This is a genomic window from Mangrovimicrobium sediminis (assembly GCF_004745945.1).
Taxonomy (GTDB): Bacteria; Pseudomonadota; Gammaproteobacteria; order Pseudomonadales; family Halieaceae; genus Mangrovimicrobium; species Mangrovimicrobium sediminis.
On record NZ_SRLE01000006.1, the window covers coordinates 95305 to 114138 of the forward strand.

The 18834-nt window shown below is 66.9% G+C and carries 10 protein-coding genes; 3 read left to right on the forward strand and 7 right to left on the reverse strand.

The features are described from left to right. Positions 1-143: 143 nt before the first annotated feature. Positions 144-4034, reverse strand: a complete 3891-nt coding sequence (purL, locus tag E4634_RS07330) for a phosphoribosylformylglycinamidine synthase (RefSeq protein ID WP_135442340.1) — start codon at positions 4032-4034, stop codon at positions 144-146. A gap of 141 nt (positions 4035-4175) precedes the next feature. On the opposite strand from purL, the gene mltF reads away from it, so the two are divergent. Next, entirely contained in the window at positions 4176-5603 is a 1428-nt protein-coding gene (gene mltF, locus E4634_RS07335) for a membrane-bound lytic murein transglycosylase MltF (protein WP_135442342.1), read from the forward strand. On the opposite strand, the gene tadA is transcribed toward mltF, so the two are convergent. Further along, entirely contained in the window at positions 5598-6086 is a 489-nt protein-coding gene (gene tadA / locus E4634_RS07340) for a tRNA adenosine(34) deaminase TadA (protein ID WP_135442344.1), read from the reverse strand. The genes mltF and tadA overlap by 6 nt on opposite strands. Before the next feature lie 353 nt (positions 6087-6439). Between tadA and E4634_RS07345 the strand changes: the two genes are divergently transcribed. Both E4634_RS07345 and E4634_RS07350 read left to right on the forward strand, forming a co-directional pair. Next, positions 6440-13135, forward strand: a complete 6696-nt coding sequence (locus tag E4634_RS07345; protein WP_135442346.1) for a PQQ-dependent sugar dehydrogenase — start codon at positions 6440-6442, stop codon at positions 13133-13135. Beyond that, positions 13132-14121, forward strand: a complete 990-nt coding sequence (locus E4634_RS07350) for a sulfotransferase family protein (RefSeq protein ID WP_135442347.1) — start codon at positions 13132-13134, stop codon at positions 14119-14121. The genes E4634_RS07345 and E4634_RS07350 overlap by 4 nt, the downstream gene beginning before the upstream one ends. A 26-nt stretch (positions 14122-14147) precedes the next feature. Here the strand turns inward: E4634_RS07350 and E4634_RS07355 are convergent, their stop codons facing one another. The 5 genes from E4634_RS07355 to E4634_RS07375 all read right to left on the reverse strand — a co-directional run bounded on the left by E4634_RS07355 (position 14148) and on the right by E4634_RS07375 (position 18793). Beyond that, positions 14148-14948 (reverse strand): CpsD/CapB family tyrosine-protein kinase, encoded by an 801-nt coding sequence (locus E4634_RS07355; protein WP_206046823.1) that lies wholly within the window; start codon positions 14946-14948, stop codon positions 14148-14150. 9 nt (positions 14949-14957) lie between these two features. Next, a complete protein-coding gene (locus E4634_RS07360; protein WP_135442349.1) occupies positions 14958-16547 on the reverse strand; it encodes a GumC family protein in 1590 nt (529 codons plus the stop codon). Between the two features lie 76 nt (positions 16548-16623). Next, positions 16624-17796, reverse strand: coding sequence for a hypothetical protein (locus E4634_RS07365; RefSeq protein ID WP_135442350.1), 1173 nt, complete (start codon positions 17794-17796; stop codon positions 16624-16626). A 15-nt stretch (positions 17797-17811) separates the two neighbouring features. Continuing rightward, on the reverse strand, positions 17812-18354 hold the full coding sequence (locus E4634_RS07370) for a polysaccharide biosynthesis/export family protein (protein WP_135442352.1): 543 nt from the start codon (positions 18352-18354) through the stop codon (positions 17812-17814). Positions 18355-18505: 151 nt separating this feature from the next. Continuing rightward, positions 18506-18793, reverse strand: a complete 288-nt coding sequence (locus tag E4634_RS07375) for a hypothetical protein (protein ID WP_135442353.1) — start codon at positions 18791-18793, stop codon at positions 18506-18508. Positions 18794-18834: the final 41 nt, after the last annotated feature.

Consider the following 18834-nt stretch of genomic DNA (forward strand, 5'->3'; position numbering starts at 1 on the left):
CGGGCCAAAAAAAGGCGACATTATTCAGGAATCGACCCATTGCCACAAGGCCGCGTCCCGGGTGCATGGGGACGCGGTGCGGCAATTTCAAGGGGGCAGGGGCAAGCGACCTGGTTCCGGGCAGGTTCGGGGCGAGGACTCCGCTAGCCCAGCCAGCGCCGGGCGTTGCGGAACAGGCGCATCCAGCCGCTGTCCTCGGGCCAGTGCGCCGGCGCCCAGGACAGCTGCAGGCTGCGGAACACCCGCTCCGGGTGCGGCATCATGATGGTCGCGCGGCCGTCGAGGCTGGTGAGCCCGGTGATCCCCGCCGGCGAGCCGTTGGGGTTGGCCGGGTAGCGCGCCGCCACCGCCAGCGTATTGTCGATGTAGCGCATGGCGACCGTGCCCGAGGCCTCGCACTCGGCCTGCGCGGCGGCGTCGGCGAACTCCGCCCGGCCCTCGCCGTGGGCCACGGCGATGGGCAGGTGGGAGCCCTCGATTCCGGCCAGCAACAGCGAGGGACTGCGCTCCACGCGCACCAGGGACAGGCGCGCCTCGAACTGCTCGGAGCGGTTGCGCACGAAGCGCGGCCAGTGGCCGGCACCGGGAATCAGGTCTTTCAGGGTGGATACCATCTGGCAGCCATTGCACACACCCAGCGTAAAGCTGTCCTCGCGCTGGAAGAACGCCTCGAACTGCTCGCGCAGCGCGGTGTTGAAGCGGATGCTCTTGGCCCAGCCCTCGCCGGCGCCGAGCACGTCGCCGTAGGAGAAGCCGCCGCAGGCCACCAGGCCCTTGAAGTCGGCCAACTGGTGGCGGCCTTCGAGCAGGTCGCTCATGTGCACATCCACCGCGGCGAACCCGGCGCGATGGAAGGCCGCGGCCATCTCCACCTGGCCGTTGACACCCTGCTCGCGCAACACCGCGAGCCGCGGCCGGGCACCGGTCGCTATATAGGGCGCAGCGATATCCTCGGCGGGATCGAAGGCGAGCTTCGCGGACATGCCGGGATCGGTCGCGGTGATCGCCTCGAACTCCTCGCGGGCGCAGTCGGGGTTGTCGCGCAGGGCCTGGATCTCGTAGCTGGTGCGCGCCCACAACTGCTGCAGGCGCGCGCGGGCCTCGCGCAGCAGTTCGCTGCCGCCGGCGCACAAGAGGATTTCCTCGCCCGGAACGGCGCGGCCGATGTCGTGCAGGCAGTCCGCCAGGCCCAGGGCCGCGGCGCGCTCGCGCAGGGCCGGCAGGTCGGCGCTGGCCACCTGCAGCACGGCACCGGCCTCCTCGGCGAACAGGGCGGCCAGGTGGTCCTCGCCCAGCCCGCCCAGTTCGAGTTCCAGCCCGCAGTGGCCGGCGAAGGCCATCTCCGCCACGGTGGCCAGCAGGCCGCCGTCGGAGCGATCGTGGTAGGCGAGGATACGCCCGGCGCGCAGCCACTCCTGGACCAGGGTAAACAGTGCCAGCAGGTCCGGCGCGGCGACATCCGGGGCGCTATCGCCCAACTGGCCGCAGGCCTGGGCCAGCGCGGAGCCGCCCAGGCGGTTGGCGCCGCGGCCGAGGTCCAGCAGCACCAGGCGGGCGTCGGCGCCGGGGTCCAGCTGCGGCGTCGCGGTGATGCGCACGTCGGTGACCGGGGCGAAGGCGGACACGATCAACGACACCGGCGCGGTAACCGCCTTGTCGGTATCGCCCTCGCGCCAGGTGGTGCGCATGGACATGGAATCCTTGCCCACCGGGATGGTGATGCCCAGCGCCGGACAGAACTCCATGCCCACCGCCTCGACCGTGGCGTACAGGGCAGCGTCCTCGTTGCCGTAGCCCGCGGCGCACATCCAGTTGGCGGAAAGCTTGATATCGCGGATGTCGGCGATGCTGGCGGCGGCGATATTGGTGATCGCCTCGGCCACTGCCATGCGCCCGGAGGCCGGGGCGTCGAGCAGCGCCAGCGGCGTGCGCTCGCCCATGGCCATGGCTTCACCGGCACTGCTGTCGTAGGCCACGGTGGTCACCGCGCAATCCGCGACCGGTACCTGCCAGGGACCGACCATCTGGTCGCGAGCCACCATGCCGGTCACCGTGCGATCGCCGATGGTGATCAGGAACTGCTTGCTGGCTACGGTGGGCAGCTGGAGTACGCGCTCGACCGCGGTCTGCAGGTCCACGTCCAGGGCCAGCGCGGCGTGGGTCACCGGCCGGCAGTCGACATCGCGGTGCATGCGCGGCGGCTTGCCGAACAGCACCGACATGGGCAGGTCCACCGGGCTGTTGCCGAACTGGCGGTCGCCCAGGGCCAGGTGTTGCTCCTCGGTGGCCTCGCCGACCACCGCGTAGGGGCAGCGCTCGCGGGCACAGATCGCCTCGAAGGTGGCGAGGTTCTCCGGCTCCACCGCGAGCACGTAGCGCTCCTGGGATTCGTTGCACCAGATCTCCAGCGGCGACATGCCGGGCTCGGCGTTGGGCACGTCGCGCAGTTCGAAACGGCCGCCGCGACCGCCGTCCTTGACCAGTTCCGGCAGGGCGTTGGACAGGCCGCCGGCGCCGACATCGTGGATAAAGGCGATGGGGTTGGCATCACCCAGCTGCCAGCAGCGGTCGATGACCTCCTGGCAGCGGCGTTCGATTTCCGGGTTCTGCCGCTGCACCGAGGCGAAGTCGAGGTCCTCGGCACTCTGGCCGCTGGCCATGGACGATGCAGCGCCGCCGCCGAGGCCGATCAGCATGCCCGGGCCGCCGAGCACGATCAGTTTGGCGCTGGCGCTGAACTCGCCCTTCTCCACGTGTTCCGCGCGAATGTTGCCGTAACCGCCGGCGATCATGATCGGCTTGTGGTAGCCGCGCACCTCGCTGCCATCCGGCCCGGGAGCGTTCAGTTCAAAGCTGCGGAAGTAACCGCACAGGTTGGGCCGGCCGAACTCGTTGTTGAAGGCGGCGCCGCCGATCGGGCCCTCGATCATAATGTCCAGGGCAGAAACGATGCGCGCCGGTTTGCCGTAGTCGCTCTCCCAGGGCTGTTCGTAGCCCGGGATGCGCAGGTTGGAAACGGAAAAACCGGTGAGTCCGACCTTGGGCTTGGAGCCGCGACCCACCGCACCCTCGTCGCGAATCTCGCCGCCGGCGCCGGTACCGGCCCCCGGGAAGGGCGCGATGGCCGTGGGGTGGTTGTGGGTTTCCACCTTCATCAGCAGGTGGATGGGTTCTGCGGAGAAACCGTACTCGCCGCCCTGCGGATCCGGGTAGAAGCGCCCGGCGCGGTGCCCGGTGACGACGGCGGCGTTGTCCGAATAGGCCGAGAGCACATTCTCGCCACCGCAGTTGTAGGTATTGCGGATCATGGCGAACAGGGAGTGCTCGCGGTCCTCGCCGTCGATGGTCCAGCTGGCGTTGAAGATCTTGTGCCGGCAGTGCTCGGAGTTGGCCTGGGCGAACATCATCAGTTCCACGTCGTTCGGGTTGCGCCCGAGCGCGCTGAAGCTCTCTACCAGGTAGTCGATCTCGTCGTCCGCCAGGGCCAGGCCCAGCGCACTGTTGGCTGCGACCAGCGCCGGGCGGCCGGCGCCGAGGATGTCCACGCTGCCCATGGCCGCCGGGGCCGCCTCGACAAACAGCGCGCGCGCCTCCTCCAGCGCCGGCAGCACGGTTTCCGTCATGCGGTCGTGCAGCAGTGCCAGGGCCTCGCGGCGGGCGTCCTCGCCCAGCGCCGCCGGCAGTTCGAGGTAGTAGGCGATGCCGCGCTCGACCCGCTTGACCGCCGCCAGCCCGCAGTTGTTCGCGATGTCCGTGGCCTTGCTCGACCAGGGCGAGATGGTGCCCGGGCGCGGCACCACCAGGGCCAACACGGCGTGCGCCGGCGGTGCGGCGACATCGGCTTCCCGGGGTCCGTAGTGCAGCAATTGGCGCAGCAGTTCCTCGTCGTGCGCAGCGAGCTGCCCGGCGGTTTCGGCAAAGTGCACGAAGCGGGCTTGCAGCACGCGGATATCGGGGTGAACGGCGGCGAGCTTGTCGGCCAGCTTGCGCAGGCGGAAGGAGGACAACGCCGCGTTGCCATGCAGGATCAGCATGCTGTGGAGGGCTCCGGAGGGGGCAGTTCAAGGAGGCGCCATTGTACTGCATCGCCCCGCCCGGGTTAACCGTCGCGGGGGTCCGAATCCGGCCTCGCCGGGCGCATGTGCGGACGGCCCCATTATCGCTAGAATGGGGCCATGCCACGCGTCGCCACCATCACCCTGCTCGTCCTGTCCTGCCTGCTCGGCGCCTGCAGCCGGCAGGACAACCTGGAGCAGATCCTGGAGAAGGGACAGCTGCGCGTGGTCAGCCGCAACAGCCCCACCACCTGGTACGAGGACCGCAACGGCAGCACCGGCTTCGAGTACACACTGGCAAGCCTGTTCGCCGAGGACCTGGGCGTGGAGCTGGTCATGGTGCCCGCCTTCAGCCTGCCCGACATCTTCGTCCGCCTGGAGCGCAACGACGCGGACATCGCCGCCGCCGGCCTGCTGCTGGACCCGGAACTGGCGCCGGGCGTCCCGCACAGCATGCCCTACGCCAGCAACCAGCCCGAGGTGATCTACATGTCGGGCACCTTCCGCCCGCGCCAGCCCGAGGACATGCTCGGCATGAGCATCGTCACCCTCGCCGGCTCGGCGCACAACCGCCACCTGGAACAGTTGCGCGAGGAGGGCCTGGAAGGTCTGCAGTGGCGCGAGATCGACGCCGCCGACTCGATGGAACTGCTGGACATGGTCAACACCGGCAAGGCGCAACTGGCGGTGCTCAACTCCAGCGAATTCGCCGTGCAGAAAGGCCTCTACCCGCGCCTGAAAACCGCCTTCGACCTCGGTCCCGAGCGCCAGCTGGTCTGGCACCTGCGCCCCGGGGGCGACAACCAGGCGCTGCTGGCGCGCATCGACGCGTTCCTGCAGCGCATGCTCGAGGAAGGGCGCATGCAGGCCCTGCGCGAGGAGCAGTTCAGCCTCGGCCAGCAGGTGGCGCAGATCGGCTCGCACACGTTTACCCGCAAGATGCGCGACACCCTGCCCGACTACCTGGAACTGATCCGCGAGGTGGCGGCGGAATACAAGATGGACTGGCAGCTGATCGCCGCGGTCGCCTACCAGGAATCGCACTGGAACCCACTGGCGCAATCGCCCACCGGCGTGCGCGGCATGATGATGCTCACCGAGCCCACGGCGCGGGAGATGGGCGTGGAGGACCGGCTGGACCCGGCCGAGAGCCTGCGCGGCGGGGTGCGCTACCTGAAGAACATGATCCGCCGCCTGCCGACGGATATCGGCGAGCCGGACCGCACCTTCATGGCGCTGGCCGCCTACAACATCGGCCGCGCCCACCTGGAGGACGCGCGTGTGCTCACCGAGCGCCAGGGCGGCGACCCGCACATCTGGAGCGACGTGATGCTGCGCCTGCCGCTACTGGAAAACCGCAAATACTACAACGAGGTCCGGCACGGCTACGCGCGCGGCCAGGAAGCGGTGACCTACGTGCAGAACATCCGCCACTACCGCAGCATCCTGGAGTGGGAGGATCTCACCAGCAACCGGCCGGCGCCGCCGGTACACATCGAGGACTACCTCCCCGAGGTGTTGCGCGGGGTTAGCCTGCGCAGCCTATGAGCACTCGCCCTGCGCGCCGGGGGGCTTGCGCCGCGCGCGGAAGAAGGCCTGCAGGCGGTCGGCGCTGTCCTGCGCCAGCACCCCCCCCTGCCACCTGACCTGGTGGTTGTAGCGCGGCTCGTCGAGCATCGCGCAGGTACTGCACACCACCCCCGCCTTGGGCTCGGTCGCCGCGAACACCAGTTGCGCCACGCGGGCGTGGATCATCGCGCCCGCGCACATGGTGCAGGGTTCCAGGGTCACGTAGAGGGTGCTGCCGGGCAGCCGGTAATTGCCCGCCGCGCCGGCGGCGTCGCGCAGGGCCTCGATCTCGGCGTGGGCGGTGGGGTCGGCGCGCGAGATGACCGCGTTCCAGCCCTCCCCGAGCAGCTGCCCGTCGCGCACCAGCACCGCGCCTACCGGCACCTCGCCCTCGCTCTCGGCGCGATCCGCCAGGGCCAGGGCGCGGCGCATCCAGTGCTCGTGTTCGCTCATCGACGTCATGGTTCTCCACCGCGGGGAGACGCCGGGCAACGGGCCGGCGTCGTGCCGCAGAGTATGCCCTAGTCACGGTCCCGGGTTAAGGCCGCGCCGACGCCAACCGGCGAAGCCCCCACTAACTCAAAAACACCTGATTTTACTGGGTTTTATCCGCTCCGGGTGGCACGCACAGAGAGCGGTAGTCTTGTTGGGCCATTGCGCCAGAAAGTGGCTGTGCCATAAAGAAGGGATACCAGAGCGTTGAAGTCCCCGGCGTCGCCAACGGCGCAGCACCCCTCCACCTGGCGTGATATCGCACGGACCGCCGTGCCGGTAGGAGATGGATACGATCGTTACGGAGACTACGGGCAATAATTATGGAATCGCTCTACCGCAAGGTCGCAGGTCGCGTCGGCAAATACACCACCCGCTTGGGGGCCGCGCTGGTCGCCACGCTGTTGCTGGCCAGTCCGGCGTGGTCGCTACCGGCGGATTTCCAGGTGGAGACACTGGTTGGGGACCTGTCCTTCACCAACGGGGCCCCTGTCTACCTGGCGCAATTGCCCGACGGCAAACTCCTGCTGCTGCGCAAAAAGGGGCGTATCGAACTGGTCGACCCCAGCACCATCCCCTCGCCGCACACGCTGTACATGCAACTGCCCGATATCGAATCCGGCGGCGAACGCGGACTCACCTCCATTGCGCTCGACCCGGACTTTGAACAGAACGGCTACTTTTACCTCTTCTATACCCACGGCAGTACCTCGCGCAACCGCATCTCCCGCTTCACCCACGCTGGCACCACCGCCAGCCCGGGCAGCGAAGTGATGATCTGGGAGGACAACGAGGACTGGTCGGACTGCTGCCACTACGGCGGCGGCCTTGCCTTCGGCCCGGACGGCAAGCTGTACCTGACGACCGGCGAGGAATTCGACGGCAACCAGGCCCAGGACCTGACGCGTGCCGGCGGCAAGATCATCCGTATCAACAAGGACGGCAGTATCCCGGCCGACAACCCGTTCAAGGACGGCGCCGGCCCGAACCTGGACGAGATCTGGGCCGTCGGCCTGCGCAACCCCTACCGCGCCCACTGGGACCTGGTCGGCAACCGCTTCTACATCGGCGAGGTCGGCGGCAACGTGCACGCGACCGCCCGGGAGGACCTGCATATCGGTCGCGCCGGCGCGAACTACGGCTGGCCGTTCTGCGAAGGGCCCTGCGTAGACCCGGCCTACGACGACCCTATCTACAGCTATGGACATGCCGACGTGGTTCCCAACGGCGGCGCCATAACCGCCGGCTTTGTCTACCGCGGCAACCAGTATCCCTCGTCCTATGTCGGCGCGTTCTTCTTCTCCGACTACACGCGCGGATTCATCCGCTACCTCGAACTGGCCCCCGACGGCTCGGTGATCTCGGTGAATGATTTCGGCGACGCGCTGGGCGCGCCGGTCGCCCTGATCGAGGGCCTGGACGGCGCGGTGTACTTTGTCGATTACCTCGGCGCGATCAAGCGCATCGTCTACACCGCCGGCAACCAGGCCCCGGTCATCGAGGCAGCGACCGCCAGCCCGGACACCGGCGACGCACCGCTGACGGTTAATTTCTCCGTCACCGCCAGCGACCCCGAATCCGACCCGATGACCTTCGACTGGACCTTCGGCGACGGCAACCTCGGCAGCGGCCAGACAACCTCCCACACCTACACCACGAAGGGCGCCTATGACGTCTACGTCAGTGCCTCCGACGGCAACCGCACCTCGATCTACGGACCGCTCCTGATCCAGGTGGGTATCCCGCCGACCGTGACGATTACCGCGCCCGCCGATGGCCAGCTGTTCCGGCCCGGCGATTTGATCGACTTCAGCGCCACGGCCAGCGATGCCGACGGCACACTCACCGATGCGGATTTCCAGTGGGAGGTGCAGTTCCTGCACAACGCCCATACCCACCCGGCGCTGTCCACGACCGGACCTTCCGGGCAGTTGAGCATCAACACTTCCGGCCACGATTACCACGACGACACCGGCTACGAATTCGCGCTGACCGTCACCGACCAGGACGGCCTGATCACCGTTGCCAAGGTGGCCGTGTACCCGGAAAAGACCGACCTCACCCTGGATACCATCCCCTCCGGGATACCGGTCTTCCTCGACGGCATTCAGCAACCGACGCCGCTGGTCTACGACACTGCGATCAACTTCCAACACCTGATTTCCGTGCCCCAGTCGGTGTGCAGCGCAGACACCCAATACAACTTCGTGTCCTGGTCGGACGGCGGCGCCGCGAGCCACCTGGTCACGGTGCCGGAAACCGGCATGGCCCTGACCGCCGAATTCGTCGCGGTCGGTCCCTGCAACGAAATTCCCGCCTCCGGTCTCGTGCTGCATCTCGAGGCGGACGCCGGCATCACCAGCACAGCCGGCTTCGTGGAGAGCTGGAGCGACCAGTCCGGCGCCAACAACTCGCTGGTGGCGGAAGGGGACCCTGAGTTGGTCACCGGCGTCCTCAACGGCAATCCCGTGGTCAGCTTCGACGGGCTCTACGACAGCTTCTCCAACGCCGCCGCGCTCAATGGCATGCCCGCCGGAAACGGTGATCGCACGGTGTTCCTGGTCGCCAACTACGTGAGCAACGGCTTCGGCGGTTTCGCCTGGGGTGCCACAGGCTGCAACCAGGCCTTCGGCACGATTGTCGACCTGCAGGGACGGTTGATGGTCCAGGGCTGGTGCCAGGATTTCTTCGCCAACGTGGCCGGCACCGGCGCGGGCTGGGTCATCCAATCCGCCGTCCTCGAGTCGAGCCAGCTCGACCATTACGAGGGCGCCACGCTGATCGACAGCCGCTCGCACACCTACAACACCGGCACTTCCGGCATGGTGCTCGGCGCCGAACTGGACGGCACGCCGCGCCTGGAAATGGATGTTGCCGCAGTCCTCGTCTACAACCGCGCGCTGAGCGCCAGCGAGCACACCCAGGTACTCGATTACCTGAACGCCAAGTACTTCGCCAGCAATACCAGCAACCAACTGCCCACGGCCAACGCGGGCCTTGACCTCACCGTATACGAGGGTGAGGCGGTCACCCTGGACGGCAGCGCGTCCTCCGACCCGGACGGCAGCATCGTCGACTGGTCGTGGACGCAGTCCGGCGGTACCGCGGTAAGCCTGAGCGGCGCGCAGAGCGCGATGGCGGGATTCACTGCCCCCACAGTGACCGGCACCGAAGTCCTCGAATTCAGCCTCGCGGTCACCGACGACGCCGGCGCCTCGACCACCGACACGGTATCCGTGACCGTACTCGACCTGGATTCCGGCAACCTGCCGCCGGTTGCCCAGGACGACCCCGGCGCCAGCGTCCTGCTCGGCGGCTCGGTAGTCATCGATGTCCTGGCCAACGACAGCGACGCCGACGACGGCATCGACCCGTCCACACTCACCATCACGACCCAGCCCGCCAGCGGTGCGGTACAGGTAAACGCCGCTACCGGCGCCGTCACCTACTACCACGGCGGCGTCAGCCTGCAGGCGGACAGCTTCAGCTACCAGGTGAGCGATTTCAGCGGCCAGCCCTCGAACACGGCGACGGTCTCGATCGCCGTCAACCAGCCCGATGCGCAGGTGCAGATCACCCTGCCCGCGGCGGGCTCCGTGGTCACCGGGCCTGATGTGGTGGTGAACTACGTCCTCTCCGGCAGTGACTACGATCACCTGCACCTCAGCCTCGACGGCGTCGGCCACAACACGATCCGCGATCTCACCGGCAGCTTCACTTTTACCGATGTCGCGCCCGGCGTGCACACGATCACCGCGCAACTGGTCGACGCCGGCCATACGCCAGTGGGCACCGCCGAGTCCCAGGACGAAGTCGTGTTCGAGGTGGCCTCCGCCAGCGGTGCCAGCCTGCCGCAACTGGGCCGGGTCCTCTATCTCGAAGCAGATACAGGCGTGGCCACGACCGGTTCGCTGGTAGACAGCTGGGCGGACCAGTCCGGCGCGGGGAATTCGCTCACCGCGGTTGGCGACCCGCAGCTGGTAGCGGGAGCGCTGAACGGCTACCCCGTCATCAGCTTCGATGGCGCCGCGGATGTCATGCAGCGCACCGCCGCCCTGACCGGCATGCCCGCCGGCAACGGCGACCGCAGCGTGTTCCTGGTGGCCAACTACCTGAGCGGCGGCTACGGCGGGTTCGCCTGGGGCAATACCGGCTGTAACCAGACCTTCGGCACTATCGTCGAACCGTCCGGGGATCTCATGGTGCAGGGCTGGTGCAGCGATTTCAAAGCCAACGAGGCGGGCACCGGCGCAGGCTGGCTGATCCAGTCCGCGACGCTCGAATCCGGCCAGCTGAACCACTACCTGGGGGCGACGCTGATCGACAGCCGCACCCACACCTACAACACCGTCGCGTCGAAAATCGTGCTCGGCGCGGAGCTGGACGGCACACCGCAACTGGTCATGGATGTCGCCGCTGTGCTGGTCTACGACCGCGCGCTGAGCGCCGCCGAGCACGCCCAGGTACTGGCTTATTTCAACAGCAAGTACTTCGCCGGCAACCCGGCCAATCAGGTGCCGGTGGCGGATGCCGGGGCCGACTTCAGCGTCGACGAAGGCGCCGTCGCCAGCCTCGACGGCAGCGCCTCGAGCGACGCCGACGGCAGCATCGCCAGCTGGGCCTGGGCCCAGAGTGCCGGTACCGCGGTCGTGCTCAATGCGGCGGATACCGCCACTGCGAGCTTCACCGCTCCGCTGGTGGCGGCAACCGAGACACTGGAGTTCACCCTCACGGTCACCGACGACCTCGGCGCCAGCAGCGCCGACACCGTGACGGTCACCATCGACAACCTCGACCCGGCCAACCAGCCGCCGGTGGCCATCGACGATAGCGGCGCCAGCGCACTGCTCGGCGGCTCCACGGTCATCGACGTGCTGGCCAACGACAGCGACGCGGACGACGGCATCGACCCCGCCAGCGTGGTGGTGATCTCCGCGCCGGCCAACGGCACGACCCAGGTCAACCCGAGCACCGGTGAAATCACCTATCTGCACGGCGGCGCCTCCAGCGCCGACGACAGCTTCACCTACCAGGTGTTCGATTTCAGCGGCGAGGCGTCCAATACCGCCACGGTCAGCGTGACGGTCTACGCCGCGGACGCACAACTGCAGATCTTCGCCCCCAGCGAAGGTGAGACGGTCATCGGTCCCGACGTGGTACTGGCGTACAGCGTGAGCGGCTCCGGCTACGACCACCTGCAGGTGCAGCTGGACGGGCTGGACCCGAACGATGTATTCGTCCTCGACGGCAGCTTCACCTTCACCAATGTCGCCGCCGGCGCGCACACGATTACCGCCCAGCTGGTGGACCCGTCGTCGCAACCGTTGGACGCGCCGGCTGCGGTGCAGTCGGTCTCGTTCCAGGTGATCGATCCCGGCAGCAGCCAGGTACCGCTGGCCGGCCTGGTCCTGCACCTGGAATCGGACAGCGGCGTGGTCACCGCCAACAACGTCGTCAGCCAGTGGCTGGACCAGTCGATCTACCAGAACGACCTCAGCGCGCTGGGGGACCCGTCACTGGTGGCCGGCGCGCCCAGCGGCCTGCCGGTAATCGACTTCGACGGCAGCGGAGACCTGCTGCAGCGCGCCAACGAAGTACAGGCCCTGCCCGCCGGCAACAGCGACCGCACGGTGTTTATGGTGGCCAACTACCGCGGCGCCGGCTACGGAGGCTTCGCTTGGGGCACCGGCATGGGGCCGCCGTGGACCTGCAACCAGACCTTCGGCACGATCGTCGATACCCAGGGCAAGCTGATGGTCCAGGGCTGGTGCAACGACTTCAGCTCAGGTGTCCAGGGCACCGGCGCCGGCTGGCTGCTGCAGACCGCCTTGCTGGAGAGCGACCAGCTCAGTCACTACCTGGACGGTCTGCTGATCGACAGCCGCTCGCATACCTACAACACCGTGATCTACAACATGGTGCTGGGCGCCGAGTTGGACGGCAGCCCATCCGTGGACATGCAGGTCGCCGCGGTGCTGGTCTACAACCGGGCCCTGACCGAGAGCGAACGCCTGCAGGTCGAAGGCTACCTGTACGACAAGTACCTGCTGCCGGCGGGCGGTAACCTGCCGCCGGTTGCGTCCGACGACAGCGTATCCATGGCCCCCGGCGCATCGGCACTGGTTCCGGTGCTCGACAACGACACCGACAACAGCGCCCTGGATCCCTCCTCGGTGATCGTAGTCACGCCACCGACGGCGGGAACGGCGCTGCCTGACCTGTTGACCGGCGCCATCGACTACACCCACGACGGCGGCACACAAACCCTGGACAGCTTCACCTACCAGGTGATGGACGACCAGGGCGCGTGGTCCAACGAGGCGACCGTAACGGTCTCCATCATTGGCAACGGCGCAATCCCCGTGAACGGGCTGGCGCTGCTGCTCGAGGCGGACACAGGCGTATCGCTCTCCGGCTCCACCGTGACCGGCTGGGCCGACCAGTCCGGCAATGGCAACGACCTGGTCAGCAACGGCGACCCGGTAGTGGCCAACGCCACGCCCAACGGTGCGCCGGCCATCGATTTCGATGGCGCAGACGACATGCTGGTGCGCAATGGCGGGCTCAGCGGCCTGCCCGCCGGCAACGGCGACCGCACGGTCTACCTGGTGGCAAACTATCGCGGCACCGGCTACGGCGGCTTTGCCTGGGGCACAGCCAACTGCAACCAGACCTTCGGCACCATCGTCAATCCCGCCGGCAACCTGATGCTGCAGGGGTGGTGTTTCGACCTCAATTCCGGTGTCCTGGGCAGCGGAACAGGCTGGCTGATCCAGTCGAGCACGCTGGCTTCGGGCCAGTTGGAGCACTTCCTCAACGGCGCCCTCATCGGCTCTGCGACGCACACCTACAACACCGTGCCGCAGAAAGTGGCAATCGGCGCCGAACTCGACGGCACGCCTTTCGTCGACATGCAGGTGGCCGCGGTCATCGTCTACGACCGGGCCCTGTCCAGTGCAGAGCAGGCGGTCGTGTTCGACTACCTGACCAACAAGTACTTCGTACAGGGTGGGCAATGACAGGCGCGCCGGTGCCCGCCTGCCCGAGCGCGCGTCGCGACCAGCTCGCGCCCGATTTTTTCGTGGTGGGTTCGGTGCGCACCGGCAGTACGCTGCTGCGCCTGATGCTCGGGCATCACCCGCGGGTCTGCCGTTGCGACGAAATGGAATACCTGGTGCCGGGCATCGAGATGCAGTCCGCGGGACGGCCCATCGAGGAATACCGGGACTTCCTGCGCTACGACCGGATATTCCAGCTGTCGGGCTTCGACGTTCCCGGCGGCGCCGATCTTCGCGAACTGGGCGATGACCTGTTCCGCCAACTGGCCGAGCGCAACCCGGATTGCGATATCGCCGGCGCGACTGTCCACAACGATTTCGCCCACCTCGCCAGCATCTGGCCGCAGGCCAAATTCATCTTCCTCGACCGCGATCCCCGCGACGTCGCTTTCTCGGTCATGAACCTGGGCTGGGCGGGCACCGGCTGGTATGCCGCGCAGTTCTGGGTGCGCGCCAAGGCGAACTGGGAGCGGGTCTGCGCTGCCACAGCCCCCGGGCAGCGCCTAGAGATTCGCTTCGAGGACCTGGTCGCAGCGCCGGAGCCTGTTCTGCACAAGGTCTGCGATTTCCTCGACATCGCGTTTTCACCGGCGATGCTGGAGATCGAGCGGGATACCACCTACCGACGGCCCAGCGCGCGGGCCGCGGCCTCCTGGGAACAGCGCGGCAGGCAGCGGGATATCGCGGAAGTGGAGACCAGGATCGGGCGGGACAGGATCGCGGCCGCGGGCTACCCGCTGAGCGATTACCCGGACGTGGATAGCGGCGCCCTGGCGATGGCCGGGTTCGCCCTGCGCGATCTGTGGCACCGCACCCGCTACCGCATCAGGCAGTACGGGCTCTACCTGTGGCTGGCCAGCGCCCTGAGCAAGCGCTCGGGTTCGCAGGCGTGGCGGCGCTCGGTCCAGCTACGCCTGGACGCCATCGACAACGCGCACCTGAAGTAGGCGCGCCTGGCGTCCGTGGAAGCGGCTCAGGCGCCCTCTCCGGTATACCCGTAGGGGTTGCGGATCTGTTCGTCCCGCGACTTGTTGAGCACCGTGCCCAGCAGTTGCGTCGAGGACATCTGCCGCACGATGCGCAGGCTGTCGCGGACTTCCTGTTCCGATGACAGGCCGTTGGCGACGACCATGATCGCGCAGTCGATTCGCGGCAGCACCGCCAGCGCGTCGTCGGCACTGATCAGCGGCGGCAGGTCGATGAGCACGATGCGCTCCTCGTTCTGCTCGCGCAGTTCCTGCAGGAAGTTCTCGGTACGGCTGGAACCGAGCAACTCGGCGGGATTGGCCACCGGTTCGCGATTGCCGAGCACGCTAAAACGCGGCAGCTGCGGGTGGATCAGCACTTCGTCGAGGGTGCATTGGCCGTGCAGGTACTGGTGCAGGCTCTTCTCGCTCTGCGTCCCCAGATAGCGCAGCACGCTGGGACGACGGAAGTCGAAGTCCACCAGCAGGGCCGAGCGTTCGAGCAGGTGGGCGATACTCATGGACAGGTTGATTGCCAGCACGGTCTTGCCCGAGGCTTCAGTGGGCGAGACCACCGCCAGCGTGCGCCAGTTGTTGGCTTTCATCTTGTGCAGCACCTGCGTGCGCAGCAGGTCGAAAACGCTGCTGATCAGGTTGTGCTTGTTGAAAGCGACGATACGGTGCCGCTCGAGGTGTTCGAGGTCCAGCGGGATCACCCGCTCCGGTTCGCTGGTCGCCGACGAGGATTGCCCCGCAGCCGCTTCGCCGGCTCCCTGCCCGTGCTCCATGCTCTCGTGCTCTGAATCCATATCCATCACCTAGCCCAGTCGCGACAGGAACTTGATCGCCAACAGGTCCAGCGGCATCACCAGGAAGTGCACCAGCAGGAGCACCGCAACCGCGCCCAGCAGCGCTGCGAGCGAAACCCATTTATACATGCGCTTGCGCTGCGCCACCTCTTCCCGGGTCTGGATGTAGGGAATGACGACCAGCGGCTGCTCCTCGATCAGGTGCGACAGCGCACCGGCGCCGAACACGCGCCGGTCCATCATCTCGAACAGGAACACCAGACCGAGCGAGAGCGCGAGACCAAACATCGCACCGAAGGCGACGATCTTCTTGCGGTTGGGTCGTATCGGCACCTCGGGTTTCAGCGGCGGTTCGAGCAGGGAGAAACGCTCGGCCTTCTTGCCCTCCTCCAGGCTCTCTGAGAGTCGCGCCTCCATTTCCTTGGACTGGATCTCGGTGTACTTGGCCAGCGTGTTCTCGCGGTCGCGCTCCAGGGAGACCAGCGCGCGCTGTACCTGGGGCGTCTGGATGATGATTTCCTCGAGACGCTGGCGCTCGGCATCCTGCTGCGCCAGCTGTGTGCGCAGTGACGCGACACGGTTGTCCAGGGAACTGATGCGCGTGCGCACCCGGGCGACCTCGATGCTCTCGGCCGCGGCAATGCCGTCGACGTCAGGGCCCGGTTCTCCACTGGCCAGGCCGAGCTGGTCGCGCAGGTTGGCGACGATGGCCTGCTGCCGCTGCACCTCGGGATGGCGGGGCAGGTACTGGGACTGCAGCCGGGCGAGTTCGGCCTCGGCCTGCACCAGTTCCTGTTCGGGGGTCAGCGCCTGGCCGGCGCTGTCGGCATCGGTCACGCCGGCGCGAATGGCCGAGAGTTCCAACTCCAGGAAGCGCCGCTCGTCTGCCGCGGCCTTGATCTCGCGCTGCAGCTCCGCCACGGCGTTCTCCGCGCGCTCGAGCATTTTCATGTGCAGGTCCAGATGCTCCGGCAACGCTCCGCTGTGCTCCTGCTTGTACAGCGCCAGGCGCTCCTCGATGGCCTCCAGTTCGTGCTTGAGCTTCTCCGCTTCCTGCTTGAGGAACTGTGTCGTCTCGGAAGCGCGCGCGGTGCGGGTCTTGACGTTCTCCTCGAGAAACAGCGTGATCAACTCGTTGGCGACCGCCAGCGCGACCCCGGGAGAGCCGTCCTCGAAACTGACGGTGAAAGCCATGGTGGCGCGGTTGCGACTCGGGGCTTCGCCGATGACCTTGGCAACCTCGACCTTGCGCCGCACCATGTCGACCTGCTCCGAAACAGCGAGTTCGTTGCGCAGGCCCGGGAACAGATTGTACTGCTCGATGATGCGCAGCAGGTTCTCGCGCGTCATCACCAGTTGCTGGATTACCTGTATGCGCTCGTCCGCGTAGCCGGACACCGTGGAGCGCACCAGTTCATCGGGAATCTGCTGGGATTCGATCAGGATGGTTCCGGTGGACTTGTACACCGGCGGTATCCACAGCGCCATGGCCACCGCGGCCACCACGGCGAGCGCGAAGGGAAACACGAGGAATGGCCAGCGTCGCCGCGCGATACTAAGGTAATCGGCGGCTGTCAGCTCGTAGCGACGTTCGCTCATCGGATCGGCGCAACCCCCACGTCCTGAAGATTACGCGGGCTGGACTGAATTCTCAGCGCCGGGAACTGTGACATCATCAACCTCTGGAACGCTCTGGCAACTGGTATTGCAACGAGATCATCGCCACGTTCGCATCTGCTTTTTCCGGCAGGTCCTGCCGCTTGTGCATGAGGGCAAAGCGCACGCTCCAGTGCTCTGCTATCCCCTGTTTTAATGATAATGTAACGCTCGAAGATTCTCCAAGCTGTTCCGCGTCATTGCTGCGCCAGATCGCGTCCAGTCCGAAGTCCAGGCGCGCGGTGAGGCGATAGCTCGCTCTCAGGGTCGCCATATCGGCTGTCGTATAGCCACCTGAACCGCTGGGACTGGTCAGGCGCGATAGCGCGAAATTCCAGTCCAGGCGCCTGCCGGTGTAGTCGAGTGAGGCGCTGGCATTCCACTGGTCGTCCTCCCCGTCCGCGCCCTGCGTATCCACCACGGTGTAGCCGCCACTGAGATCGAAGGTCAACAATTTGCTGGCCCGGGTGGTAAAACCCAGGGACGCACCGTAGAGGTCGGCGTCGCTGCCGTCCTCGCCCTGCGGCTGGTAGCTCGAACCGTTCAACGCGACGTACAGGGAGGACTCGTCGCTGAGCAGCCGGGTCAGGCGCAGATCGGCGGCGGGAGTGCGGTAGTCGGACAGCCCGGCATCGTCGTAGGACACATCGACGTAGGTCACACCGAGGTCCAGCGTATTTTTTTTGCTCAGGCGGTGGTTCCACTGCAGCCCGGCGTTGGCGCTGGTGCGGGTACCGTCGGCGGACAGCGCGCTGGTGTCCTCGAATTCGGTGATGCGGGTCGAGGCCTCCTCGTAGCCGGCGTCGACACTCCACTGGCCCTGCGCGTACTCACGGGTATAGGTTCCGCGCAACCTGGGGTCGCGGCGGTCCTGGCTGAGGTCGGTGTCCGTGGACTCCTCCAGTTTCAGCTCCGCCTGCAGACGCCAGTCGTTGGGCCCATCCGCCCAGTGCATGCGATAGTTGGGCGTAAGGTAGCCGCGGTACACCGACTCCTCGTCCTCGGCCATCATCAGCGGGTTGGAGTCGTACTCGGCGCCGGTGGAAAAATCCAGGTACTGGTAGAACGTCTGCGCCTGCCCCCAGTTGGGCGCGGCCAGCAGGCACAGCGAGCCGAGACAGCGCAGGCCCACGCTGGCGGTTCGCCGCGCGGGACCATAGGAGCGGAGCATGGAAGTGCGATTGACAGGCATCAGTGATTTCCCGGGTCACGGCACCAGCAGGGTATCGCCGGCCTGGAGCTCGTAGTTGGTGCTGAAGCTCTTGCCGGAAAGTATCGCGTTGTAGCGCACTTCCAGCCGCTGCTGGCCATCCGGCGTCTGGCGCACGATGCTGATTTCACTGACGTCGGCGAAGGTATCCAGCCCGCCGGCAAGACTCAGGGCCTGCACCACGGTGATCGGGCTGCTGATCATGAACGTGCCCGGTGTCTTGACGTTGCCCAGCACATAGAAGCGGTTGCCCTCGGTGGCCTTGACCACGACCGAGACTGTCGGCGCCGGCAGGAACTCGCGCAGGCGCTCCTCCAGCAGGGTTTCCACCTCTGCCGCGGTGTGCTCGCTGGCGACCAGGTTCCCGGCCAGCGGGAAACTCACGCTGCCATCTGGCAGCACCAGCGTGTCCTGGTCCAGGGTCTCCTCCCCCCAGACAGAGATGCGCAGCATATCGCCGGGCTTGACCGTGTAGGGCGCAGCGGCAAATGCGCTGCAGCTTGCCAGCAGCGCCAGTAGCGCGCTCAGGACTCGGAACATGGTGCGTTTATCCAGCTCGGGAAAATGAAAGCACGGGCGCGGAAAGCAATTGCGCGCCCGGGAATTTTTTGTGTTGGGTCAGCCGGCTCCGTGGCTGCGACAGGAACCTGCGTGGCACAGGTCGCTGCTGGGAACAACCCGTGGCCGGGTTTCAGATGGACCGCCGGTTGGACAGGACGACAAACCCGAACAGGCCGAGGCCGAACAGCCAGGCCGCCGCGGACAGGGGAACACCGACCAGTTCCTCCGCACCGCTGGTCACGGAGGCGGCGGGTGGCACTCCGAGGGCCTCGGCAATCGAACCGGTGATCGGCTGGTCGACCCAGCGCCCCTGGGCGGCCTGCTGCGTCGCCACTTCGGCAACCACAGGCGCAGGCGTTTCCGCCGCGACCAGCACCGGTGACACTTGCAGGGCACCGATCAGCAGTGCCGTTTTCAATCCTGTAGAACATGCTTTGTAACGACGCATAGTGGCTACCT

Coding starts and splice junctions, on each gene's coding strand:
- purL (WP_135442340.1), bottom strand. CDS start 4,034: ATGCTGATCCTGCATGGCAACGCGGCGTTGTCCTCCTTCCGCCTGCGC.
- mltF (WP_135442342.1), top strand. CDS start 4,176: ATGCCACGCGTCGCCACCATCACCCTGCTCGTCCTGTCCTGCCTGCTC.
- tadA (WP_135442344.1), bottom strand. CDS start 6,086: ATGACGTCGATGAGCGAACACGAGCACTGGATGCGCCGCGCCCTGGCC.
- E4634_RS07345 (WP_135442346.1), top strand. CDS start 6,440: ATGGAATCGCTCTACCGCAAGGTCGCAGGTCGCGTCGGCAAATACACC.
- E4634_RS07350 (WP_135442347.1), top strand. CDS start 13,132: ATGACAGGCGCGCCGGTGCCCGCCTGCCCGAGCGCGCGTCGCGACCAG.
- E4634_RS07355 (WP_206046823.1), bottom strand. CDS start 14,948: ATGGATTCAGAGCACGAGAGCATGGAGCACGGGCAGGGAGCCGGCGAA.
- E4634_RS07360 (WP_135442349.1), bottom strand. CDS start 16,547: ATGAGCGAACGTCGCTACGAGCTGACAGCCGCCGATTACCTTAGTATC.
- E4634_RS07365 (WP_135442350.1), bottom strand. CDS start 17,796: ATGCCTGTCAATCGCACTTCCATGCTCCGCTCCTATGGTCCCGCGCGG.
- E4634_RS07370 (WP_135442352.1), bottom strand. CDS start 18,354: ATGTTCCGAGTCCTGAGCGCGCTACTGGCGCTGCTGGCAAGCTGCAGC.